Source organism: Caballeronia sp. NK8 (genome assembly GCF_018408855.1).
In the GTDB taxonomy this organism is placed as follows: domain Bacteria; phylum Pseudomonadota; class Gammaproteobacteria; order Burkholderiales; family Burkholderiaceae; genus Caballeronia.
Genome location: NZ_AP024322.1, coordinates 309794 through 329637 on the forward strand (window position 1 = coordinate 309794; position 19844 = coordinate 329637).

At 63.9% G+C, this 19844-nt stretch carries 15 protein-coding genes; 12 read left to right on the top strand and 3 right to left on the bottom strand.

From position 1 onward, the window contains the following. Positions 1 to 497: 497 nt before the first annotated feature. From NK8_RS01510 to NK8_RS01520, 3 genes are read left to right on the top strand one after another with little or no spacing between them, the layout of a single operon-like run. Positions 498 to 2927 (top strand): 3-hydroxyacyl-CoA dehydrogenase/enoyl-CoA hydratase family protein, encoded by a 2430-nt coding sequence (locus NK8_RS01510; protein WP_213226947.1) that lies wholly within the window; start codon positions 498 to 500, stop codon positions 2925 to 2927. Between the two features lie 14 nt (positions 2928 to 2941). Continuing rightward, complete coding sequence (locus NK8_RS01515) at positions 2942 to 4138, top strand: acetyl-CoA C-acyltransferase (RefSeq protein WP_213226949.1); 1197 nt, start codon at positions 2942 to 2944, stop codon at positions 4136 to 4138. 55 nt (positions 4139 to 4193) lie between these two features. Next, a complete protein-coding gene (locus tag NK8_RS01520) occupies positions 4194 to 4958 on the top strand; it encodes an enoyl-CoA hydratase (RefSeq protein WP_213226951.1) in 765 nt (254 codons plus the stop codon). A 6-nt stretch (positions 4959 to 4964) separates the two neighbouring features. Here the strand turns inward: NK8_RS01520 and fdhD are convergent, their stop codons facing one another. Next, positions 4965 to 5792: a formate dehydrogenase accessory sulfurtransferase FdhD gene (gene fdhD, locus NK8_RS01525; protein ID WP_213226953.1), complete on the bottom strand. Its 828-nt coding sequence runs from the start codon at positions 5790 to 5792 to the stop codon at positions 4965 to 4967. Positions 5793 to 5982: 190 nt separating this feature from the next. Here fdhD and NK8_RS01530 point away from each other — a divergent pair, with 190 nt between their 5' ends. Beyond that, the gene (locus tag NK8_RS01530) at positions 5983 to 6462 is read left to right on the top strand and encodes a nitrate reductase associated protein (protein ID WP_162064840.1); all 480 of its coding nucleotides are present in this window, start codon (positions 5983 to 5985) and stop codon (positions 6460 to 6462) included. A 209-nt stretch (positions 6463 to 6671) separates the two neighbouring features. Next, the gene (locus NK8_RS01535; protein ID WP_213228433.1) at positions 6672 to 9794 is read left to right on the top strand and encodes an EAL domain-containing protein; all 3123 of its coding nucleotides are present in this window, start codon (positions 6672 to 6674) and stop codon (positions 9792 to 9794) included. Between the two features lie 10 nt (positions 9795 to 9804). On the opposite strand, the gene NK8_RS01540 is transcribed toward NK8_RS01535, so the two are convergent. After that, entirely contained in the window at positions 9805 to 10200 is a 396-nt protein-coding gene (locus NK8_RS01540) for an acyl-CoA thioesterase (RefSeq protein ID WP_061172768.1), read from the bottom strand. 254 nt (positions 10201 to 10454) lie between these two features. On the opposite strand from NK8_RS01540, the gene NK8_RS01545 reads away from it, so the two are divergent. Then, a complete protein-coding gene (locus tag NK8_RS01545; RefSeq protein ID WP_213226955.1) occupies positions 10455 to 12338 on the top strand; it encodes an ABC transporter ATP-binding protein/permease in 1884 nt (627 codons plus the stop codon). 35 nt (positions 12339 to 12373) lie between these two features. Here the strand turns inward: NK8_RS01545 and NK8_RS01550 are convergent, their stop codons facing one another. Beyond that, the gene (locus tag NK8_RS01550) at positions 12374 to 13762 is read right to left on the bottom strand and encodes an MFS transporter (RefSeq protein WP_213226957.1); all 1389 of its coding nucleotides are present in this window, start codon (positions 13760 to 13762) and stop codon (positions 12374 to 12376) included. A 288-nt stretch (positions 13763 to 14050) separates the two neighbouring features. Here NK8_RS01550 and NK8_RS01555 point away from each other — a divergent pair, with 288 nt between their 5' ends. From NK8_RS01555 to NK8_RS01580, 6 genes are all read left to right on the top strand, one after another. Beyond that, the gene (locus NK8_RS01555; protein ID WP_061172770.1) at positions 14051 to 15022 is read left to right on the top strand and encodes a LysR family transcriptional regulator; all 972 of its coding nucleotides are present in this window, start codon (positions 14051 to 14053) and stop codon (positions 15020 to 15022) included. Positions 15023 to 15130: 108 nt separating this feature from the next. Continuing rightward, a complete protein-coding gene (locus tag NK8_RS01560) occupies positions 15131 to 16444 on the top strand; it encodes a Glu/Leu/Phe/Val dehydrogenase (protein WP_162064845.1) in 1314 nt (437 codons plus the stop codon). A 264-nt stretch (positions 16445 to 16708) separates the two neighbouring features. Further along, on the top strand, positions 16709 to 17602 hold the full coding sequence (locus NK8_RS01565) for a glutamate/aspartate ABC transporter substrate-binding protein (RefSeq protein ID WP_061172772.1): 894 nt from the start codon (positions 16709 to 16711) through the stop codon (positions 17600 to 17602). Between the two features lie 68 nt (positions 17603 to 17670). Continuing rightward, positions 17671 to 18411, top strand: coding sequence for an amino acid ABC transporter permease (locus tag NK8_RS01570; protein WP_213226959.1), 741 nt, complete (start codon positions 17671 to 17673; stop codon positions 18409 to 18411). After that, positions 18411 to 19088 carry a glutamate/aspartate ABC transporter permease GltK gene (gltK, locus tag NK8_RS01575; RefSeq protein WP_162064847.1) on the top strand — a complete coding sequence of 226 codons (678 nt, stop codon included), beginning with the start codon at positions 18411 to 18413 and terminating at the stop codon, positions 19086 to 19088. The genes NK8_RS01570 and gltK overlap by 1 nt, the downstream gene beginning before the upstream one ends. Then, complete coding sequence (locus NK8_RS01580; RefSeq protein WP_162064848.1) at positions 19085 to 19810, top strand: amino acid ABC transporter ATP-binding protein; 726 nt, start codon at positions 19085 to 19087, stop codon at positions 19808 to 19810. Before gltK ends, NK8_RS01580 begins: the two co-directional genes overlap by 4 nt. Positions 19811 to 19844 lie beyond the last annotated feature (34 nt).

Sequence of the window (19844 nt, forward strand, 5' to 3'; positions counted from 1 at the left end):
TGCTGGTCCAGCACGAAAGAGTTCCGGCACAGCGCTACGCGCTGCCGTTGGGTACGCAAGGGAAACCGACGAAGCGCCGATGCAGCGAGATGGAGGTGTTAGCACAGAAGCACGAGCAGACCCGATTGACCGGTCGGCCGCGAAGCGGGCCGGAGCTATTTGGTGCTGAACCAGGCACGCACGCGGCGCGATGTGGCAGACCGTGCGCGGTCCAAGCCGGATGTGGCCTATGAGGGCACTCGCTACAGAGGCCACGGGTGAGGAGAAGGATACCCAAATTGCGTGTGACCGCGGGCGTATCGAGCTGCTTTCTTTGGTTACTTTCTTTGCAGCAGCAAAGAAAGTGACTGCCGCCCCGCACAGGGGCAGTGCTAATAGACCGACACGAACTCAGGATTCCGCGAAAGCGCAAGCAAACGACCAGCGCAAGCAAACGAACCAGCGCAAGCAAACGAACAACCGCGAAGCAAAACGAAACAAAAACCGGAGGCTAACCCATGAGCACCCTCAACATCAGCAAAGTCGCCGTGCTCGGCGCAGGCGTGATGGGAGCGCAGATCGCCGCGCATCTGATCAACGCCCGCGTGCCCGTCCTGCTCTTCGATCTTCCCGCCAAGGAAGGCCCGAAGAACGGCATCGCGCTGAAGGCCATCGAGAATCTGAAGAAGCTGTCGCCCGCGCCTTTCGGCGTAAAGGACGACGCACAATACATCGAACCGGCGAATTACGAAGACGACATCGCGAAGCTCGCCGAGTGCGATCTCGTGATCGAAGCCATCGCCGAGCGCATGGACTGGAAGCACGATCTCTACAAGAAAGTGTCGCCGCATCTCGCGCCGCACGCGATCTTCGCGAGCAACACATCGGGCCTCTCGATCACGGAACTGTCGAACGGCTTCTCCGATGAACTGAAATCGCGCTTCTGCGGCGTGCACTTCTTCAATCCGCCGCGCTACATGCATCTGGTCGAACTGATTCCGACCGCATCCACGAAGCCCGAGATTCTCGATCAGCTCGAAACCTTCCTGACGAGCGTGATCGGCAAGGGCGTGGTGCGCGCGAAGGATACGCCGAATTTCATCGCAAACCGCGTCGGCGTGTTTTCGATTCTCGCGGTGATCGCCGAAGCAGAGAACTTCGGCCTGCGCTTCGACGAAGTGGACGATCTCACCGGCGCGCGACTCGGCCGCGCGAAGTCCGCGACGTTCCGCACGGCGGATGTCGTCGGACTCGATACGATGGCGCACGTCATCAAGACGATGCAGGACAACCTGCCCGACGATCCGTTCTTCTCCGTCTACAAGACGCCGCCCGTGCTCGAAGCCCTGGTAAAGGCGGGCGCGCTCGGCCAGAAAACCGGCGCGGGCTTCTATCGCAAGGAAGGCCGTGCGATCAAGGTGCTCGATCCGAAGACAGCGCAGTACGTCGACGGCGGCGCGAAGGCCGAAGAACTCATCGGCCGGATTCTGAAGCGTCCGCCCGCCGAGCGCTTCAAGCTCCTGCGCGAAACGGACAACAAGCAGGCGCAATTCCTGTGGGCGATCTTCCGCGACGTGTTCCACTACATCGCCGTGCACCTCGAATCGATCGCCGACAACGCGCGCGATGTCGATCTCGCGATCCGCTGGGGCTTCGGCTGGAATCAGGGGCCGTTCGAAAGCTGGCAGGCGGCGGGCTGGCAACAGGTCGCGAAGTGGGTGCAGGAAGACATCGATGCGGGCCGCGCGCTCTCGAACGCGCCGCTGCCCGCGTGGGTGCTCGACGGTCCTGTCGCCGAGAAGAACGGCGTGCACACGAACGAAGGCTCGTGGTCGCCGAAGTCGAAGCGCTTCGAGCCGCGCTCGACGCTGCCCGTCTACGAGAAGCAGGTGTTCCGCGCGCCGCTCGTCGGTGAAACGGGCGCCGATCCGAAGACCTACGGCAAGACGCTGTTCGAAACCGAAAACGTGCGCGCGTGGCTCGACGACGACCAGGGCGATGTCGTGATCGTCTCGTTCAAGACGAAGATGAACACCATCGGTCCGGGCGTGATCGATGGTCTCACGCAAGCCATCGAACTGGCCGAGAAGGAATATCGCGGCGTCGTGATCTGGCAGCCCACGTCACTGCAACTCGGCGCGCCGGGCGGCCCGTTCTCGGCGGGCGCGAATCTCGAAGAAGCGATGCCCGCGTTCATGATGGGCGGCGCGAAGGGCATCGAGCCGTTCGTGAAGAAGTTCCAGCAAGGCATGCTGCGCGTGAAGTACGCGAACGTGCCGGTGGTGTCGGCGGTATCGGGCATCGCGCTCGGCGGCGGCTGCGAATTGCTGCTGCAATCGGCGAAGCGCGTCGCGCATGTCGAGAGCTATATCGGTCTCGTGGAGGTGGGCGTCGGGCTCGTGCCGGCGGGCGGCGGGCTGAAAGAGGCCGCGTTGCGCGCGGCGGAAGCCGCAAGCGCCGTCAATGCAACGAGCGACCTGCTCAAGTTCCTGCAGAAGCCGTTCGAGAACGCGGCGATGGCAAAGGTCTCGTCGTCCGCATTCGATGCCCGCGCGATGGGCTATCTGAAGCCGTCCGACACGATCGTCTTCAACGTGCACGAACTGCTCGATATCGCGAAGAAGGAAGCGCGTGCGTTGAGCGCGTCGGGATACCGGCCGCCGTTGCGCGTGAAGCAGGTGCCGGTGGCGGGCCGCTCGGCGATCTCGACGATCAAGGCGTCGCTCGTGAACATGCGCGACGGGCGCTTCATCAGCGATCACGATTATCTGATCGCGAGCCGCATCGCGGAAGCGGTGTGCGGCGGCGATGTCGAAGCGGGCAGTCTCGTCGACGAGGAATGGCTGCTGGCGCTGGAGCGCCGCGCGTTCGTCGAACTGCTGGGCACGCAAAAGACGCAGGAACGGATCATGGGCATGTTGCAGACCGGCAAGCCGGTGCGTAACTAATCGCGGAGCAAGCAATGAGCAAACAACTTCAAGACGCATACATCGTCGCCGCGAGCCGCACGCCGATCGGCAAGGCGCCGCGCGGCGTGTTCAGGAACACGCGCCCGGACGAACTGCTCGTCCACGCGATCAGATCGGCCGTCGCGCAGGTGCCGGGACTCGATACCAGCGTGATCGAAGACGCGATCGTCGGCTGTGCGATTCCCGAAGCCGAGCAAGGGCTGAACGTCGCGCGCATGGGCGCGCTGCTGTCGGGCCTGCCGAACACGGTCGGCGGCGTGACGGTGAACCGCTTCTGCGCATCCGGGCTGACCGCGCTCGCGATGGCGGCGGACCGCATTCGCGTCGGCGAAGCGGATGCGATGATCGCAGGCGGTTGCGAATCGATGAGCATGGTGCCGATGATGGGCAACAAGCCGTCGCTGTCGCCGCATATCTTCGATCGCAATGAAGACGTGGGTATCGCATATGGCATGGGCCTGACGGCGGAAAGGGTCGCGGAACGCTGGAAGGTGAGCCGCGAGGCGCAGGACGCGTTCGCGGTGGAGTCGCATCGGCGCGCCTTGGCGGCGCAGCAGGCAGGCGAATTCGCCGATGAAATCGCCGCCTACACGCTCAACGAACGCTTCCCGGATCTCGCATCGGGCGAAGTGCGCGTGAATGCGCGCGAGATCGCGCTCGACGAAGGCCCGCGCGAAACGACGCTGGAAGGGCTGGCGAAGCTGCGTCCCGTGTTCGCGAACAAGGGCTCGGTCACGGCGGGCAACAGCTCGCAGACGTCGGACGGCGCGGGCGCGCTGATCGTCGTATCGGAAAAAATCCTGAAGCAGTTCAACCTCACGCCGCTCGCGCGCTTCGTGAGCTTCGCGGTGCGCGGCGTGCCGCCGGAGATCATGGGCATCGGACCGAAGGAAGCGATTCCGGCCGCGTTGAAGGCGGCAGGGCTGAAGCAGGACGACATCGACTGGTTCGAACTGAACGAAGCCTTCGCGGCGCAGGCGCTCGCGGTGATCGGCGATCTCGGTCTCGATGCGTCGAAGGTCAATCCGCTCGGCGGCGCGATCGCGCTCGGTCATCCGCTTGGCGCGACCGGCGCGATCCGCGCATCGACGGTCGTGCACGGCCTGCGCCGGCGTAACCTGAAGTACGGCATGGTGACGATGTGCGTCGGCACCGGCATGGGCGCGGCGGGCATCATCGAGCGGCTTTGATGGCTGATGGTCCGCGAGTGTCATCGCTCGCGGACCGACTTGAAGGAGACAGCGGATGGAGATTCAGATCGAACGCGCGGACGGCGTGCTGAGCATCGTGCTTAATCGTCCGGAGAAGAAGAACGCGATCACCGCGCCGATGTATCAGGAAATGGCCGACGGCCTCTACGAAGCCGAGATGGACCCGACCGTGCGGGCAGTGTTGATTCGCGCTAACGGCAGCACGTTCAGCGCGGGCAACGATCTCGACGACTTCCTGAACGATCCGCCCAAGGGACTCGACGCGCCCGTGTTCCAGTTCCTGCGGCGCATCAGCGCGTTTCCGAAGCCGATCGTGGCGGCGGTGGCGGGCGCGGCGGTGGGCATCGGCACGACCATGCTCCTGCACTGCGACATGGTCTACGCGAGTCCGAACGCGAAGTTCTCGTTGCCGTTCGCGCAACTGGGCCTGTGTCCGGAAGCGGCGTCGAGTCTGTTGCTGCCGCGCACGGCGGGGTATCAGCGCGCGGCGGAAAAGCTTCTGCTCGGCGAAGCGTTCAATGTGAACGAAGCGATCGGCATGGGCTTCGTGAATGGCGCGATCGACGCAACCGAGCTGGATGCGTACGCGTTCGACAAGGCAAAGCGGCTGGCGATGCTGCCGGCGTCATCCTTGCGCGTGACCAAGGCGCTGATGAAAGGCGCGCAGACGCATGAAGTGGCCGCGCGCATGGAAGACGAAGCCGCGCATTTCTCGCGGATGCTGATCGCGCCCGAAGCACGCGAAGCGTTTCAGGCGTTCTTCGAAAAGCGCAAGCCGAACTTCGGTCAGTTCGAATAAGCGGCGTCAGTCGACGTCGTATTCGACGAAGCCGTTCTCGCGCGCGAAGCTGACGAGCCGCAGGCCCGCCTGCTTCGCGATCGCGATGGCGAGCGAGGTCGGCGCGGAAATGGTCGCGACCATCGGCACGCCCATGCGCGCCGACTTGCGCACGAGTTCATAGCTCGCGCGGCTTGACAGAAACACGAAGCCTTGCGTCGTGTCCTCGCGGCGCAAAACCAAATGGCCGATGAGCTTGTCGAGCGCGTTATGCCGCCCGACGTCCTCGAACGCGCAGCGCACCGCGCCGGTTTCATCGCACCAGGCGGCGGCGTGCAAGCCGCCGGTCAGCTTCGTCAGATGCTGATGCGCCGGCAGTTCGCGCGCGGCGCGCCCGATCGCGTCGGGCGCAAGGCGCGCGAGAAAACCGGTATCCGGCACGCGCTCGGCCTGAAGATCGAGCAACTCGATGCTTTCGATGCCGCACACGCCGCAGCCCGTGCGCCCGGCGAGCGCGCGGCGCTTGTCCTTCAGCGACGCGAACGCCTGCTGCACGACTTGCAGATGCACTTCGGCATGCGGCAGCGCGACGCCGTCATCGCGAAAGTAGACTTCGATATCGTGGATATCGCTGCCGCGCTCGACGATGCCTTCGCTCAGCGAAAAGCCCACCGCGAACGCTTCGAGATCGCGCGGCGTACACATCATCACCGCGTGCGAGATGCCGTTGAAAACCAGCGCGACGGGCCATTCCTGGCCGATGTTGTCCGCGGTGACCGCGCTGTCGCTGTTCCGATGCCTGCGCACCTGCCGCTCGACATAGCCTGGCTGATCGTCGGTTTCGAGTTGATCCACTTCAGTGCTCCTGACCGCTCACTTCGAGTAAAGTCGGGTATGTGATTTGCTGGCTATCGTTGCTGTTCGTACGTATCGCGAGGCGAACAGCGGCTAGATTGCAATGGTTCCAGCCAGATTCAAGGCCCTACAATAACTTAAGCAGGCGATGCGCGTCGCGCACCCCCGCTCAATCCAACGAGGCTTCGCTATGGGACTTTACGACGCCGCGCGTCTGTTCGGATTCGAAGTCGAATCCTCTGACAATCTTCGGTTCATTCCGCTTGCCGTGCGCTTCAACCTGGATCGCTTCGGCAAACGCATCACGCTCGATCAATGGCAGCAGCTTCCATACGACGATCGCGCGTTGCTCGCGCGTTTCCCCGTCGAGGACGATGCCGAGCTTGAGAAGAACTTCGACCTCGCGCTCGAAGAGATGATGAAGACTCACGTGAATGCCGCGCCCGAGCAGATCGAGCGCGAGCGCGATCCCGTCTGGATGCACGCGGACGCGGTGCCCGAAACCGTCATCCGGCAAAGCAGCCTCTCGGGTGTGAGCGCGCCGAGCCTCGATCGCTGGGGCGCGCTCGACCGCTTCCAGCGGTACGCGCTCGCCAAGCTGTCGCGCAACACGGACAAGGTCAACCACGATTTCCTGCCCGCGATGAAAGAATTCGGTCTCGTCGAGTGAGCGCCGGGTGCGCAAAGCGGGTCGCAAACGTTAAGCGCGCGCTTTAATCAGATTATTTGCAGGCAAGCCCTAAAGTCAGGGCGAGCGGTGCCGTTATTGGGCGTTATCCATCAATCGCGACGTGGGCGTAGTTCATGTCGCGCATTCGCGTGGACGCGCATCGGCCCGGTGTGCATCCGACGCGCACCAAAGGATTCAGCCCGCCGCTCATGACTCGATTCCTCTCCAGAGGCTTGCTCGTCAGCATCACCGTGGTACTGGCTGCGCTTGGCGCGAACGCCTTCGTCGCCTGCGAGCAGTTCGGCGGACGGCGCGACAGCGATGCGCGCACGCTGCGCTCGATGAGCCTGCTGCGCGATCTGGCGGCGTATCGCGGCACGCTCGGCGAGTCGCTCACGCAACTGAGCCGTTTCGAAGCCACCGGCATCGCCGAAACCGAGGCGCGTCATCAGGAACGCGAGGCGCATCTCGATGCGCTCGAAAGCGGCCTGCGCGCGCAGATCGTGATGGAGCCCGGCATGACAGGCGCTTTCGAAGCGCTCGCCGCGCGCGCCGCCGAGATGCGCCACGACGCCAATCTCGCATTCGAGCGCGCGAAGCGCGCCGATCCCGCCGGTCCCGCAGAATCCCGCGCGTGGGCCGACGCCGCCTTCGTCACGCTCGGCGAAGACCAGCAGGCGGTCGATGAAGAACTCGCCGCCGTGCGCTCGCGCATCGATACCGCCACGATCAACGCGCTCGATCAGTCCGCGCAGACCTCGAGCGGCGCGATGCTGCTACTCGTCTTCACGATGCTCGCCGGCAGCGCCGTGCTGATCTGGCTGTTCGCGAGCCACGAGCGGCAATCGCGCGAGAAGCTCGGCGTCGTGCGCGCGAGGCAGCGCAGCAACGAACGCTTTCGCGGCATGTTCGAGGCGCATCCGGTGCCGATGTGGATCGTCGATCGCGAGACGATGCGCTTCATCGCCGTGAATCACGCCGCGATCGAGCACTTCGGCTTCAACGAGCCGGAGTTCATGAACATGACACTGCGCGACCTGCATCACGCGGACGACTTCGACAGCTTCGTCGCGCGGCTCGCGCGCAGCGGCGGCGAGACGGGCGAGCGTGCGGCATCGGGGCAGGGCGCGGTGGGCGTGTGGCGTTATCGCGGCAAGGACGGATCGATCGTCAGCGCGGATGTGTCGCATCACGCGCTCACCTATTCGAACCGTCCGGGCATCTTCATGCTGGCCAACGACGTGACCGATCGCATCAACGCCGAAGCCGAGGCGCGCCGGTCGAACGAAATGCTCGAAGCGGTCATCGACAACATTCCGCAGCGCGTGTTCTGGAAGGACCGCGACCTGCGTTATCTCGGCTGCAACAACGCGTTCGCGCGCGATGCGGGCCTGGCATACAACGAGCAGGTCATCGGCAAGACGGATTTCGAGTTGCCGTGGAGCGCGCTTGCGGAAGTCGTGCGCGCGGATGACGAAGAGGTCATCGTCACGACGGTGCCGAAGATGCATTTCGAGCGCGACATCGTGATGGGCGAGCAGCTGCGCACCGTGGTCACGAGCAAGCTGCCCTTGCTCGACGGCGAAGGGCAGACGATCGGCGTGCTCGGTTCGTATCACGACGTCACCGACCGCAAGCGCGCCGAACTCGCGCTGCGTCTGCAAAGCCGCGCACTCGACGCGAGCGTGAACGCGATCCTGATCACGGGCGTGGTCGATGGCGCGAACGTGATCGAGTACGCGAATCCGGCGTTCAAGCGCATCACGGGCTACGACCCGAGCGAGGTGATCGGGCAGGACTGCCGCTTCCTGCACGGCCCCGACGGCGATCAGGACGGGCTCATCGCGATTCGCCGCGCGCTCGCCGCGAATCTGGAGGCGAGCGTCGTGGTGCGCAACTATCGCAAGGACGGCGCGCTCTTCTGGAACCAGCTTTTCGTCGCCCCGGTGCCGAATGCACAGGGCATGACGACGCATCACATCGGCATCATCAACGACGTGACCGACCTGATGCGCTATCAGGAAGAGCTCGAATATCAGGCGAATTACGACACGCTCACGCGCCTGCCGAACCGCAATCTGCTGCGCGACCGCTTGCAGCACGCGATCGAGACGGCGCGGCGGCGCGAGACGAAGATCGCCGTGGTGTTCATGGATCTCGATGGCTTCAAGAACGTCAACGACAGCCTCGGACACAGCGTCGGCGACCGGCTGCTCGCGGTGATCGCGGAGCGGCTCGCGCGCTCGGCGCGTTCGAGCGATACGGTGGCGCGTCACGGCGGCGACGAGTTCGTGGTCGTGTTGCCCGATCTCACCGACGAAGCCGGTCTCATCGCATGGATGGAGCGCACACGCGCGGCGATCTCGGAGCCGGTGTGGCTCGACGATACAGAGTTGTACGTCGGCTGCAGCATGGGCGCGAGTCTCTTTCCGCAGGACGGCGACGACGCCGAAACCGTGATGAAGAAGGCCGATCTCGCGATGTACCGCGCGAAGGACATGGGCCGCAACACGTATCAGTTCTATCAGCCGGAGATGAACGCGAGCGTCGGCGCGCGCATGAATCTCGAACGCCGTTTGCGGCGCGCGCTGCGCGATGGCGAATTCCTGCTGCACTATCAGCCGCAGGTGGATATGACGACGCGCTCGATCGTCGGCATCGAGGCGCTGGTGCGCTGGAGCGATCCGGAGCAGGGGCTGGTGTCGCCGGCGTCGTTCATTCCGGTGGCGGAGGAGAGCGGCCTGATCGGGCCGCTGTCGGAATGGGTGCTGCGCGAGGCGTGCCGCCAGAACAAGGCGTGGCAGGATGCCGGGCTGCCGCCGGCGCGCGTGTCGGTGAATCTGTCGGCGCGGCATTTCCAGCAGCGCGACATCGCGCGGCTCGTGACGTCGGTGCTCGAAGAGACCGGGCTGGAACCGCGCTATCTCGAACTCGAACTCACCGAAAGCGCGATCATGCGCAATGCCGAGGAAGCCATCACGATGCTGTCGGAGCTATCGGCGCTGGGCATCGGCATTGCGATCGACGACTTCGGCACGGGTTATTCGAGCCTGTCGTATCTCAAGCGCTTCCCGGTGCATCGGCTGAAGATCGATCGCTCGTTCGTCGCGGACATCGGCTCGTCGGGCGACGACGAAACCATCACGGCGGCGATCATCGCGCTCGCGCATTCGCTGGAATTGCAGGTGATCGCGGAGGGCGTCGAAACGCACGCGCAGCACGATTTCCTGCGCGAGCGCGATTGCGACGAAATGCAGGGCTATCTGTTCTCGCGCCCGATGCCGCACGAAGCGATACCGGGCCTCTTGCAGCAGGGCGTGTTGCCCCACTGATTGCGCGTCTTCAATCGAGCGACGGCAGCACGCGCGGACGACGATCGCGGTCGGTCGCGACATAGGTGAGCGTCGCTTCCGTCACCTTGACGACTTCTTCGGCGAGGCTCAGGCGCTGCGCCCACACCTCGACCGACACGGTGACGGACGTGTTGCCCGTCTTGACGATATCGGCGTAGAAGCTCAGCAGGTCGCCGACGAACACCGGATGCTTGAACAGGAACGAATTCACCGCGACGGTCGCGACGCGGCCGTTCGCGCGCCGGCTCGCCGGAATGGAGCCGGCGATGTCCACCTGCGCCATGATCCATCCGCCGAAGACGTCGCCGTGGACGTTGGCGTCGGCGGGCTGCGGCACGACGCGCAGCGCGACGTGTTTTTCGGGAAGACTCGATTGGTCGGCCATGGGAGAGGTTCCGGTTTGCAAGGCGCCGGGAAGGCCGGCGGCCACGAGCGGCCACTTGAACCTTCTGCGACAATGCCTATTTATGGATGACCCCGTGGCGCGAGGCAATGACCTCGATGGCGCCGGGGGCTTGCAGTAAATTGTACGGGAAAGCATGCCAGCGACGTGCTCCCGCTTCGACGATAAAAACGTCCCCCTGAAGGCCACGCCGCGTCCGGTTCCGCTCGCGCGGCGCGCCTGAACGATACGAACTCATGCGCCGCTTCCCGAACGCAGAGCCGGGCCCCATGGCTCAGGGCCCGCGCAACGACTGGCAGACGATCCGCTCGCTGCTGCCTTATCTCACCACGTACAAATGGCGCGTCGCGTTCGCGCTCGCATGTCTGATCGGCGCGAAGGTCGCGAACCTCGGCGTGCCAATCGTGATGAAGCGCATCGTCGATAGCCTCGCTTCCGTGCAGCATCTCACCGCGCTCGGACGCGCGAGCGATTCGCCGGGCATCGTGCTGATCGGCGGCATCGGGCTGCTCGTGATCGCGTACGCGGGCGCGCGGCTTTCCACTTCGCTCTTTACCGAGTTGCGCGAACTGCTGTTCGCGAAGGTCACGGAAAGCGCCGTGCGGCAGCTCGCGCTGCAAGTGTTCCGCCATCTGCATTCGCTATCGCTGCGCTTTCATCTCGAGCGGCAGACAGGCGGCATGTCGCGTGACATCGAGCGCGGCACGCGCGGCATCCAGCAACTCGTTTCGTACTCGCTCTACAGCATTCTGCCGACGCTCGTCGAAGTCGGGCTCGTGCTCGCGTTCTTCGTGACGAAGTACGAAGCGTATTACGCGATCGTCACGCTCATCGCGCTCGTCACGTATATCGTGTTCACGGTGAAGGTGACGGAGTGGCGCACGCATTTCCGTCGCACGATGAACGATCTCGATTCGAAGGCGAACTCGCGCGCGATCGATTCGCTGCTCAACTACGAAACCGTGAAGTACTTCGGCAACGAAGAGTGGGAAACCCGCCGTTACGATGAGAACCTGCAACGCTATCGCGCGGCGGCGATCAAGTCGCAGCGCTCGCTGTCGATGCTCAACTTCGGGCAGCAGATGATCATCGGCACCGGGCTCGTCTTCATTCTGTGGCGCGCGACGCAGGGCGTGATGGCGGGGCGTCTCACGCTCGGCGATCTCGTGCTCATCAACACGTTCATGTTGCAGCTCTACATCCCGCTGAATTTTCTGGGCGTCGTGTATCGCGAACTCAAGCAGGCGCTGACCGACATGGACCGCATGTTCACGCTGCTCGGCGCGGGCCGCGAAGTGCCGGATGCGCCGAACGCGCAGCCGCTTGCCGTGCGCGGCGGCGAAGTGCGTTTCGATGACGTGAGCTTCGCGTACGAGAAAGCGCGGCCGATTCTGCATGGCGTCGATTTCACGATTCCGGCGGGCACGACGACGGCGGTGGTCGGACACAGCGGCTCGGGCAAGTCGACGCTCGGGCGGCTGCTGTTCCGCTTCTACGATCTCGATCGCGCGCAGGATGGCGGCATCCGGATAGATGGGCAGGATATTCGCGACATCACGCAGGATTCGTTGCGCGCGGCGATCGGCATCGTGCCGCAGGACACGGTGCTCTTCAACGATTCGATCTACTACAACATCGCGTATGGGCGTCCTTCCGCGAGCCGCGAGGAAGTGATCGCGGCGGCGCGCGCGGCGCATATCCACGACTTCATCGAGGCGTTGCCGGCGGGTTACGACACGCCTGTCGGCGAGCGTGGCCTGAAGCTCTCGGGTGGCGAGAAGCAGCGCGTGGCGATCGCGCGCACGCTGCTCAAGGACCCGCCGATCCTCATCTTCGACGAGGCCACCTCGGCGCTCGATTCGAAGTCCGAGCGCGCGATCCAGCACGAACTCGACTCGATCGCGCGCGAGCGGACGACGCTCATCATCGCGCACCGGCTATCGACGGTCGTGCACGCGCAGCAGATCATCGTGATGGATCATGGGCGCATCGTGGAGCGGGGGACGCACTCGGAGTTGCTGCGCGCGGGTGGGATGTTTGCGCAGATGTGGGCGTTGCAGCAGCAACGGGCGGAGGAGGCGGCGGTGGATCAGCGGGATACCTCGACCATTCCCGAATAGGGCGACGACGCGAACGACGCCGCCCGGTCCTGGCGTCACTCCATCGCGTGCGCGCCACCGATGGCGACAGTCTCACGCCCTTGCGCCGCCGTCGACGACCACCGCAGCCACCGCCCGCGCAGCAGGAACAACGCGCCGAACGCGCAGATCGCGAGCACGCCGAAGGTCGCGAAGCCCATCTGATAGCTGCCCGTGCTTTCCTTCGCAATGCCCATGATCACCGGCAGATAAAACCCGCCGATGCCGCCCGCCGCGCCCACGATCCCCGACAGCAAACCCGTCCTGCCCTTCCACCGATGCGGCACGAGCTGGAAGGTCGAGCCGTTGCCGAGACCGAACGCGACATACAGGCAGACGAGAATCGCGAGACCGCCCGTGACCGGCGGCATCCAGATCGCGAACGCGAAGTCGCCGATGGCGATTGCCGCAAGCAATACGAGCAACGCACGCACGCCGGTCACGCGATCGGCGACATAGCCGCCGAACGGCCGCACGATCGCGCCGAGAAACGCGAGCAGCGACATGAATAGCCCTGCTTCGAGCTTGGGCATCTGATAGAGCGACGTCAGCAGGAGCGTCACATACGACGACATGCCGACGAACCCGCCGAACGTGATGCTGTAGATCAGCATGATGACCCACGTGTCGCGCTCGGCGAGCACCGACCGATAGTGGCGCGGCAACACCGCGATGGCGATCAGCGCGCCGATCACCGGCAGGAGCAACACGCCCGCCCTGCCGCCGCCGAACACGCCGCCGTTCACCGCGAGCACCAGCACGATCAGGCTGACCAGCGTCACCGCGAAGCTGGACAGCGCGCGCATCGTGCTGCCGGATTTCTCGCCGGCGTCCGATGCCCATGCGAACAGCGCGACCGCCGTGATCGCAAGCAGCGGCAGCGCGGCGGCGGTCGACATCTGCCAGCCGAAGGCATCGGCGAGATGGGGAAACAGGAAGCCGTCGAGCACCGCGCCGATGTTGCCAGCGGCGGCGAGACCCAGCACCAGCCCTTGCACTTTCGGCGGATAGTTGCTGCCTGCCATCGGCAGCGCGACGGCGAAGCTCGCGCCGCCCATGCCGAGAAACACGCCCAGCACGAGCAACAACGCATACGAGGGCACGCCGGGCATGAGCGGCAGCACGATCGACGGAATCGATGACAGCACGACGCCCATCAGCGCGACGCGCCGTCCATCGGTCGACTGATAGAGATTGCCGAGCGTCACGCGCAGGATGGCCGCGGCCAGCACCGGCACCGCGACGAGAAAGCCTTGCTGCGCGGCGGACATCGTCACGTCGCGGCCGATGAACGGCGCGAGCGGCCCATACAGCACCCAGACGGTGAAGCCCGTATCGAAATAAAGGAAGCAGGCGAGGAGCGAGCGCCAGTTGCCGCTCTTGAGCGATGCGAACAGGTTGGACATTGCGGGCTTTCCGTATACGCGCGTGCTGCCGGACGAGCACGCGACGGGCCGGAAAACTGCAAGCATCATGCCAATGGAATGCATATTTAATCGATGCATCGCGTGGAGCCAGCGTGGGCGCGGCGTTCAAGCCCATGCGCGCGGCGTTGCGGGCCGGCATTCGCGCGTCGGGCGACGGCACCGCGCCCGTGCGCGACCGCATGCGAATGGTGCGTCGCGCCTTCGCTCGGTTCACGCGCCCGCTAGAATGCGCTTTTGCCGAACAAGCGCCGCTCGCGCACGAATTGCATGGAACTGAAATGGCTCGAAGACTTCGTCTCGCTCGCGGAGACGCGCAGCTTCAGTCGCTCCGCTGAACTGCGGCACATCACGCAGCCTGCCTTCTCGCGACGCATTCAGGCGCTCGAGGCGTGGCTCGGCACGGAGCTCATCGACCGCTCGGTGTATCCGACGCGGCTCACGCAAGCCGGCAATGTCTTCTACGAGCAGGCGCTCGCGATGCTTTCGCAGTTCCACGAAGCGCGCACGCTGCTGCGCGGGCAGGGCGGCGTGCCGTCGGCGACCATCGAATTCGCGGTGCCCCATACGCTTTCGCTCACCTACTTTCCGCGCTGGCTCGAACACATCGAGGCGCGGCTCGGGCGCATCCGCACGCGGCTGCGCGCGCTGAACGTGCACGATGCGGTGCTGTCGCTCGTCGAAGGCGGCTGCGATCTCGTGATGGGCTATCACCATCCGAGTCATCCGGTCGCGCTCGATCCCGCGCGCTACGACATGCTCACGCTCGGCGCCGAACCGCTCAGCCCGTTCTCCGCCGTCACCAAGGGCGGGCGCGCGCGCTTCACGCTGCCGGCGAGCGCCGAATCGCCGGTGCCGTATCTGTCGTACACGCCGAACGCGTATCTCGGGCGCATGACGGAAGTCATCATCGCGACGGCGCCCGCGCGGCTCTATCTCGACAAGGTCTATGAAACCGACATGGCCGAAGGCCTGAAAGCGATGGCGCTCGCCGGCCACGGCGTCGCGTTCCTGCCGCACAGCGCGGTCGAGGATGCGGTGGAGGAAGGGCGGCTCATCCGCCTCGATCGCGGCACACGCGGCACGCCCGCCGGCCAGTTCACGCTGACGATGGAAATCCGTCTGTATCGCGACAAGCTCGCGGCACAAGGCGAAGAGCCGCGTCAGGCATTGATGCGCGCGCTCTGGGATGCGGTTGGTGAGGAATTGCTGAAGGCGCAGTCGGAGAGGCCCGCCGCGTAAGGCTCCGCGACGTTATGCCGGATTTGCATGACGGGATAAGGAAACGGCATTGGATTTGGAAACGGCGTTTTTCGACAATGGGCGCATTCCTTCAACGCTGGAGCCTCAATGTCTGCCTCGAAGCAACCTGTGCAAGCGCCGGACGCAAAACACGCCATCCCGTCGTATCTCCACGCCGACGATCTCGGACCTTGGGGTAACTATCTGCAGCAGGTCGATCGCGTCGCGCCGTATCTCGGTTCTCTCTCCCGCTGGCTCGAAACCCTCAAGCGCCCCAAGCGCATTCTCATCGTCGACTGCCCGATCGAACTCGATAACGGCACTGTCGCGCACTTCGAAGGCTATCGCGTGCAGCACAACACGTCGCGCGGTCCCGGCAAGGGCGGCGTGCGTTACCACCAGGATGTGACGCTCTCCGAAGTGATGGCGCTGTCCGCGTGGATGTCGGTGAAGAACGCGGCGGTGAACGTGCCGTACGGCGGCGCGAAGGGCGGCATCCGCGTCGATCCGCGCACGCTGTCGCGCGGCGAACTCGAGCGCGTGACGCGCCGGTATACCAGCGAGATCGGCATCATCATCGGGCCGAACACGGATATTCCCGCGCCGGACGTCAATACCAACGAGCAGATCATGGCGTGGATGATGGACACCTACTCCATGAACCAGGGGCAGACGGCTACCGGCGTCGTGACCGGCAAGCCGATTTCGCTCGGCGGTTCGCTCGGCCGCAAGGAAGCGACCGGCCGCGGCGTGTTCGTCGCGGGCACGGAAGCGGCGCGGCGTATCGGTATGGACATCGAAGGCGCGCGCATCGCGGTGCAGGGCTTCGGCAACGTCGGCGGCATCGCGGCCAAGCTGTTTCAGGAAGCGGGCGCGCGCGTGATCGCCGTGCAGGATCACACGGGCACGATTCACAATTCGAAAGGCATCGACACCGTCGCGTTGCTCGATCACGTCGCGAAGAACGGCGGCGTCGGCGGCTTCACGGGCGCTGACCCCGTGCAGGCGGAAGAGTTCTGGATGATCGAAAGCGAGATCCTGATTCCGGCCGCGCTCGAAAACCAGATCACCGAGAAGAACGCGCCGAAGATTCGCACGAAGATCGTCGTCGAAGGCGCGAACGGCCCGACCACGACGGCAGCCGACGACATCCTGAACGACAAGGGCATCCTCGTCATTCCGGACGTGATCGCCAACGCGGGCGGCGTGACCGTGTCGTACTTCGAATGGGTGCAGGACTTCTCCAGCTTCTTCTGGACCGAGGACGAGATCAATCAGCGTCTCGAGCGCGTGATGCGCGAAGCGTTCGCCGGCGTGTGGCAAGTCGCGAGCGAACACAAGGTGTCGGTGCGTACGGCGGCGTTCATCGTTGCGTGTACGCGGATCCTGCAGGCGCGCGAAATGCGCGGTCTGTATCCCTGATCCGATGCGACGGCGCGTTCGTCGGAACGAGCTTCGGGCAAGTGGTCCGCGGGAGGCGGGCCATGTTCGCGCCCTTTAAAAAATGCGGGCGGCATTTCCCTGGAAATGCCGCCCGCATTTGCATGAAAAATACATTAAGATGCGCGGTCTTACGGCGCTGCGCCGGACCGTCTCGCAAATAAGACGGAGTGGGTTAACAATCATTCTTTCAGAATAATTACCCTGCTAAACTTGCCCCGTTTTTCGCCACAGGAGATCGAACACATGAAGGTTAAAAAGGCTGCGCTGCTCGTCGCCGCGCTCGGGTTTCTCGCCACGGGCGCTTACGCTCAGGACGCCGGCACGCTGAAGAAAATCAAGGACACGGGTGTGATCTCGCTGGGGCATCGCGAATCGTCCATTCCGTTTTCCTATTATGACGACAAGCAGAATGTCGTCGGCTACTCGCACGAGTTCTCGCTGAAGGTCGTCGAGGCCGTCAAGCAGAAGCTCGGCATGCAGGATCTGAAGGTCAAGCTCACGCCGATCACCTCGCAGAACCGCATTCCGCTCGTGCAGAACGGCACGGTGGATATCGAGTGCGGCTCGACCACGAACAACGCCGAGCGCCAGCAGCAGGTTTCCTTCTCGAACACGATCTTCGTGATCGGCACGCGCCTCATGACCAAGAAGGATTCGGGCGTGAAGGACTGGGCCGACCTGAAGGGCAAGACCGTCGTGACGACTGCCGGCACCACGTCCGAGCGCCTGCTTCGCAAGATGAATCAGGACAAGAACATGGGCATGAACATCATCAGCGCGAAGGACCACGGCGAGTCGTTCCTGACGCTGTCGACCGGCCGCGCCGTCGCGTTCATGATGGACGATGCGCTGCTCGCCGGCGAGCGCGCCAAGTCGAACAACCCGAACGATTTCGTGATCGTCGGCGCGCCGCAATCGCATGAAGCGTACGGCTGCATGATCCGCAAGAACGACCCCGAGTTCAAGAAGGTCGTCGACGACGCGATCGCCAAGGTCGAAACGTCGGGCGAAGCCGACAAGATCTACAAGAAGTGGTTCGAAAGCCCGATCCCGCCGAAGGGCCTCAACCTCAACTTCCCGGAAAGTGACGACATCAAGGCTCTCTACAAGAGCCCGAATGACAAGGCAATCGACTAACCGGTTCGAGTCTCGAACGAACGAAACGGAAGGAGCTTGCTTCTTCCGTTTCTTTTTGGAGTGAGTCCATGTCTTATCACTGGAACTGGGGCGTCCTGCTGAGTCCGGTTTCGACCGGCGAGCCCACCACCTATCTCGGCTGGCTGATCTCCGGCTTCTGGGTGACGATCACCGTGTCGCTCGCGGCCTGGGTGATCGCGCTCGTGGTCGGCTCGTTGTTCGGCATCTTGCGCACGGTCCCGAATCGCACGCTGGCGGGCATCGGCACCGTCTACGTCGCGATCTTCCGCAATATTCCGCTGATCGTGCAGTTCTTCATCTGGTATCTCGTGATACCGGAATTGCTGCCGCCTTCCATCGGCAACTGGTTCAAGCAACTGCCGCCCTCGGCGCAGTTCTTCTCGTCGTCGATCATCTGTCTCGGGCTGTTCACCGGCGCGCGCGTGTGCGAACAGGTGCGCTCGGGCATCAACGCGCTGCCGCCCGGACAGCGCAACGCGGGCCTCGCGATGGGCTTCACGCAATGGCAGACGTATCGATACGTGCTGATGCCGGTCGCGTACCGCATCATCGTGCCGCCGCTCACGTCGGAATTCCTCAACGTGTTCAAGAACTCGGCGGTGGCGTCGACCATCGGTCTGCTGGACTTGTCCGCGCAGGCGCGTCAGCTCGTCGACTATACGGCGCAGACGTACGAATCGTTCATCGCGGTGACGATCGCCTACATGCTCATCAATCTGGTCGTGATGCAGCTGATGCGCTGGGTCGAAGCGAAAACCCGGCTGCCTGGCTACATCGGAGGCAAGTAATGCATCAGTTCAACTGGAGTGACATCCTTGCGCAGTGGCCCACGCTGATGACGGGCGCCAGGATCACGTTGCAGATCACGGTGCTCGCCATCGTGGTCGGCATCGTGTGGGGCACCGTGCTCGCGCTGTTCCGTCTCTCGGGCGTCAAACCGCTGCAATGGTTCGCGAGCGCGTACGTCACGCTGTTCCGCTCGATCCCGCTCGTGATGGTGCTGCTGTGGTTCTTCCTGATCGTGCCGCAGTTGCTGCAGAACGTGCTCGGGCTGTCGGCGGACATCGACATCCGTCTCGCTTCGGCGATGGTCGCGTTCTCGCTGTTCGAGGCCGCGTACTATTCGGAAATCATTCGCGCCGGCATTCAGGCGGTGCCGCGCGGGCAGGTGAACGCGGCGTTCGCGCTCGGCATGACCTATGGCCAGGCGATGAAGCTCGTCGTGCTGCCGCAGGCGTTCCGTGCGATGGTGCCGCTTCTGCTCACGCAGGCCATCGTCCTGTTTCAGGATACGTCGCTCGTCTACGTCATCAGTCTCGCGGACTTCTTCCGCACGGCGACGAACATCGGGGACCGCGACGGTACGACCGTCGAAATGGTCCTGTTCGCCGGAGCGTGTTATTTCGTGATCTGCGTGGTGGCGTCGGCGCTCGTCAAAAGTCTTCAGAAAAAGGTCGCAAGATGATCTCTATCAAGAATGTTTCCAAGTGGTACGGGCAGTTCCAGGTGCTGACGGACTGCACGACCGAAGTGAAGAAGGGCGAGGTCGTCGTGGTGTGCGGCCCGTCGGGCTCGGGCAAGTCGACGCTCATCAAGACCGTGAACGGCCTGGAGCCGTTCCAGAAGGGCGAGATCACGATCAACGGGCAATCGCTCACCGACAAGAAGACCAATCTGTCGAAGCTGCGCTCGAAGGTCGGCATGGTGTTCCAGCACTTCGAGCTGTTTCCGCATCTGACGATCACGCAGAACCTGACGCTCGCGCAGGTGAAGGTGCTCGGCCGCTCGAACGAGGAAGCGGCGCAAAAGGGCATGAAGCTGCTCGATCGCGTCGGCCTGCGCGCGCATGCGGACAAGTTTCCGGGTCAGCTTTCGGGCGGTCAGCAGCAGCGCGTGGCGATCGCGCGCGCGCTGTCGATGGACCCGATCGCGATGCTCTTCGATGAGCCGACCTCCGCGCTCGACCCCGAGATGATCAACGAAGTGCTCGACGTGATGGTCGAGCTCGCGCAGGAAGGCATGACCATGATGTGCGTGACGCACGAAATGGGCTTCGCGAAGAAGGTGGCGAACCGCGTGATCTTCATGGATCGCGGGCTGATCGTGGAGGATGATCAGAAGGAAGCGTTCTTCGCGAATCCGAAATCGGATCGCGCGAAGGACTTTCTGGCGAAGATTCTGCACTGACCTCGTCGCGAAAAAAAACGGCGCTTCCGAAACG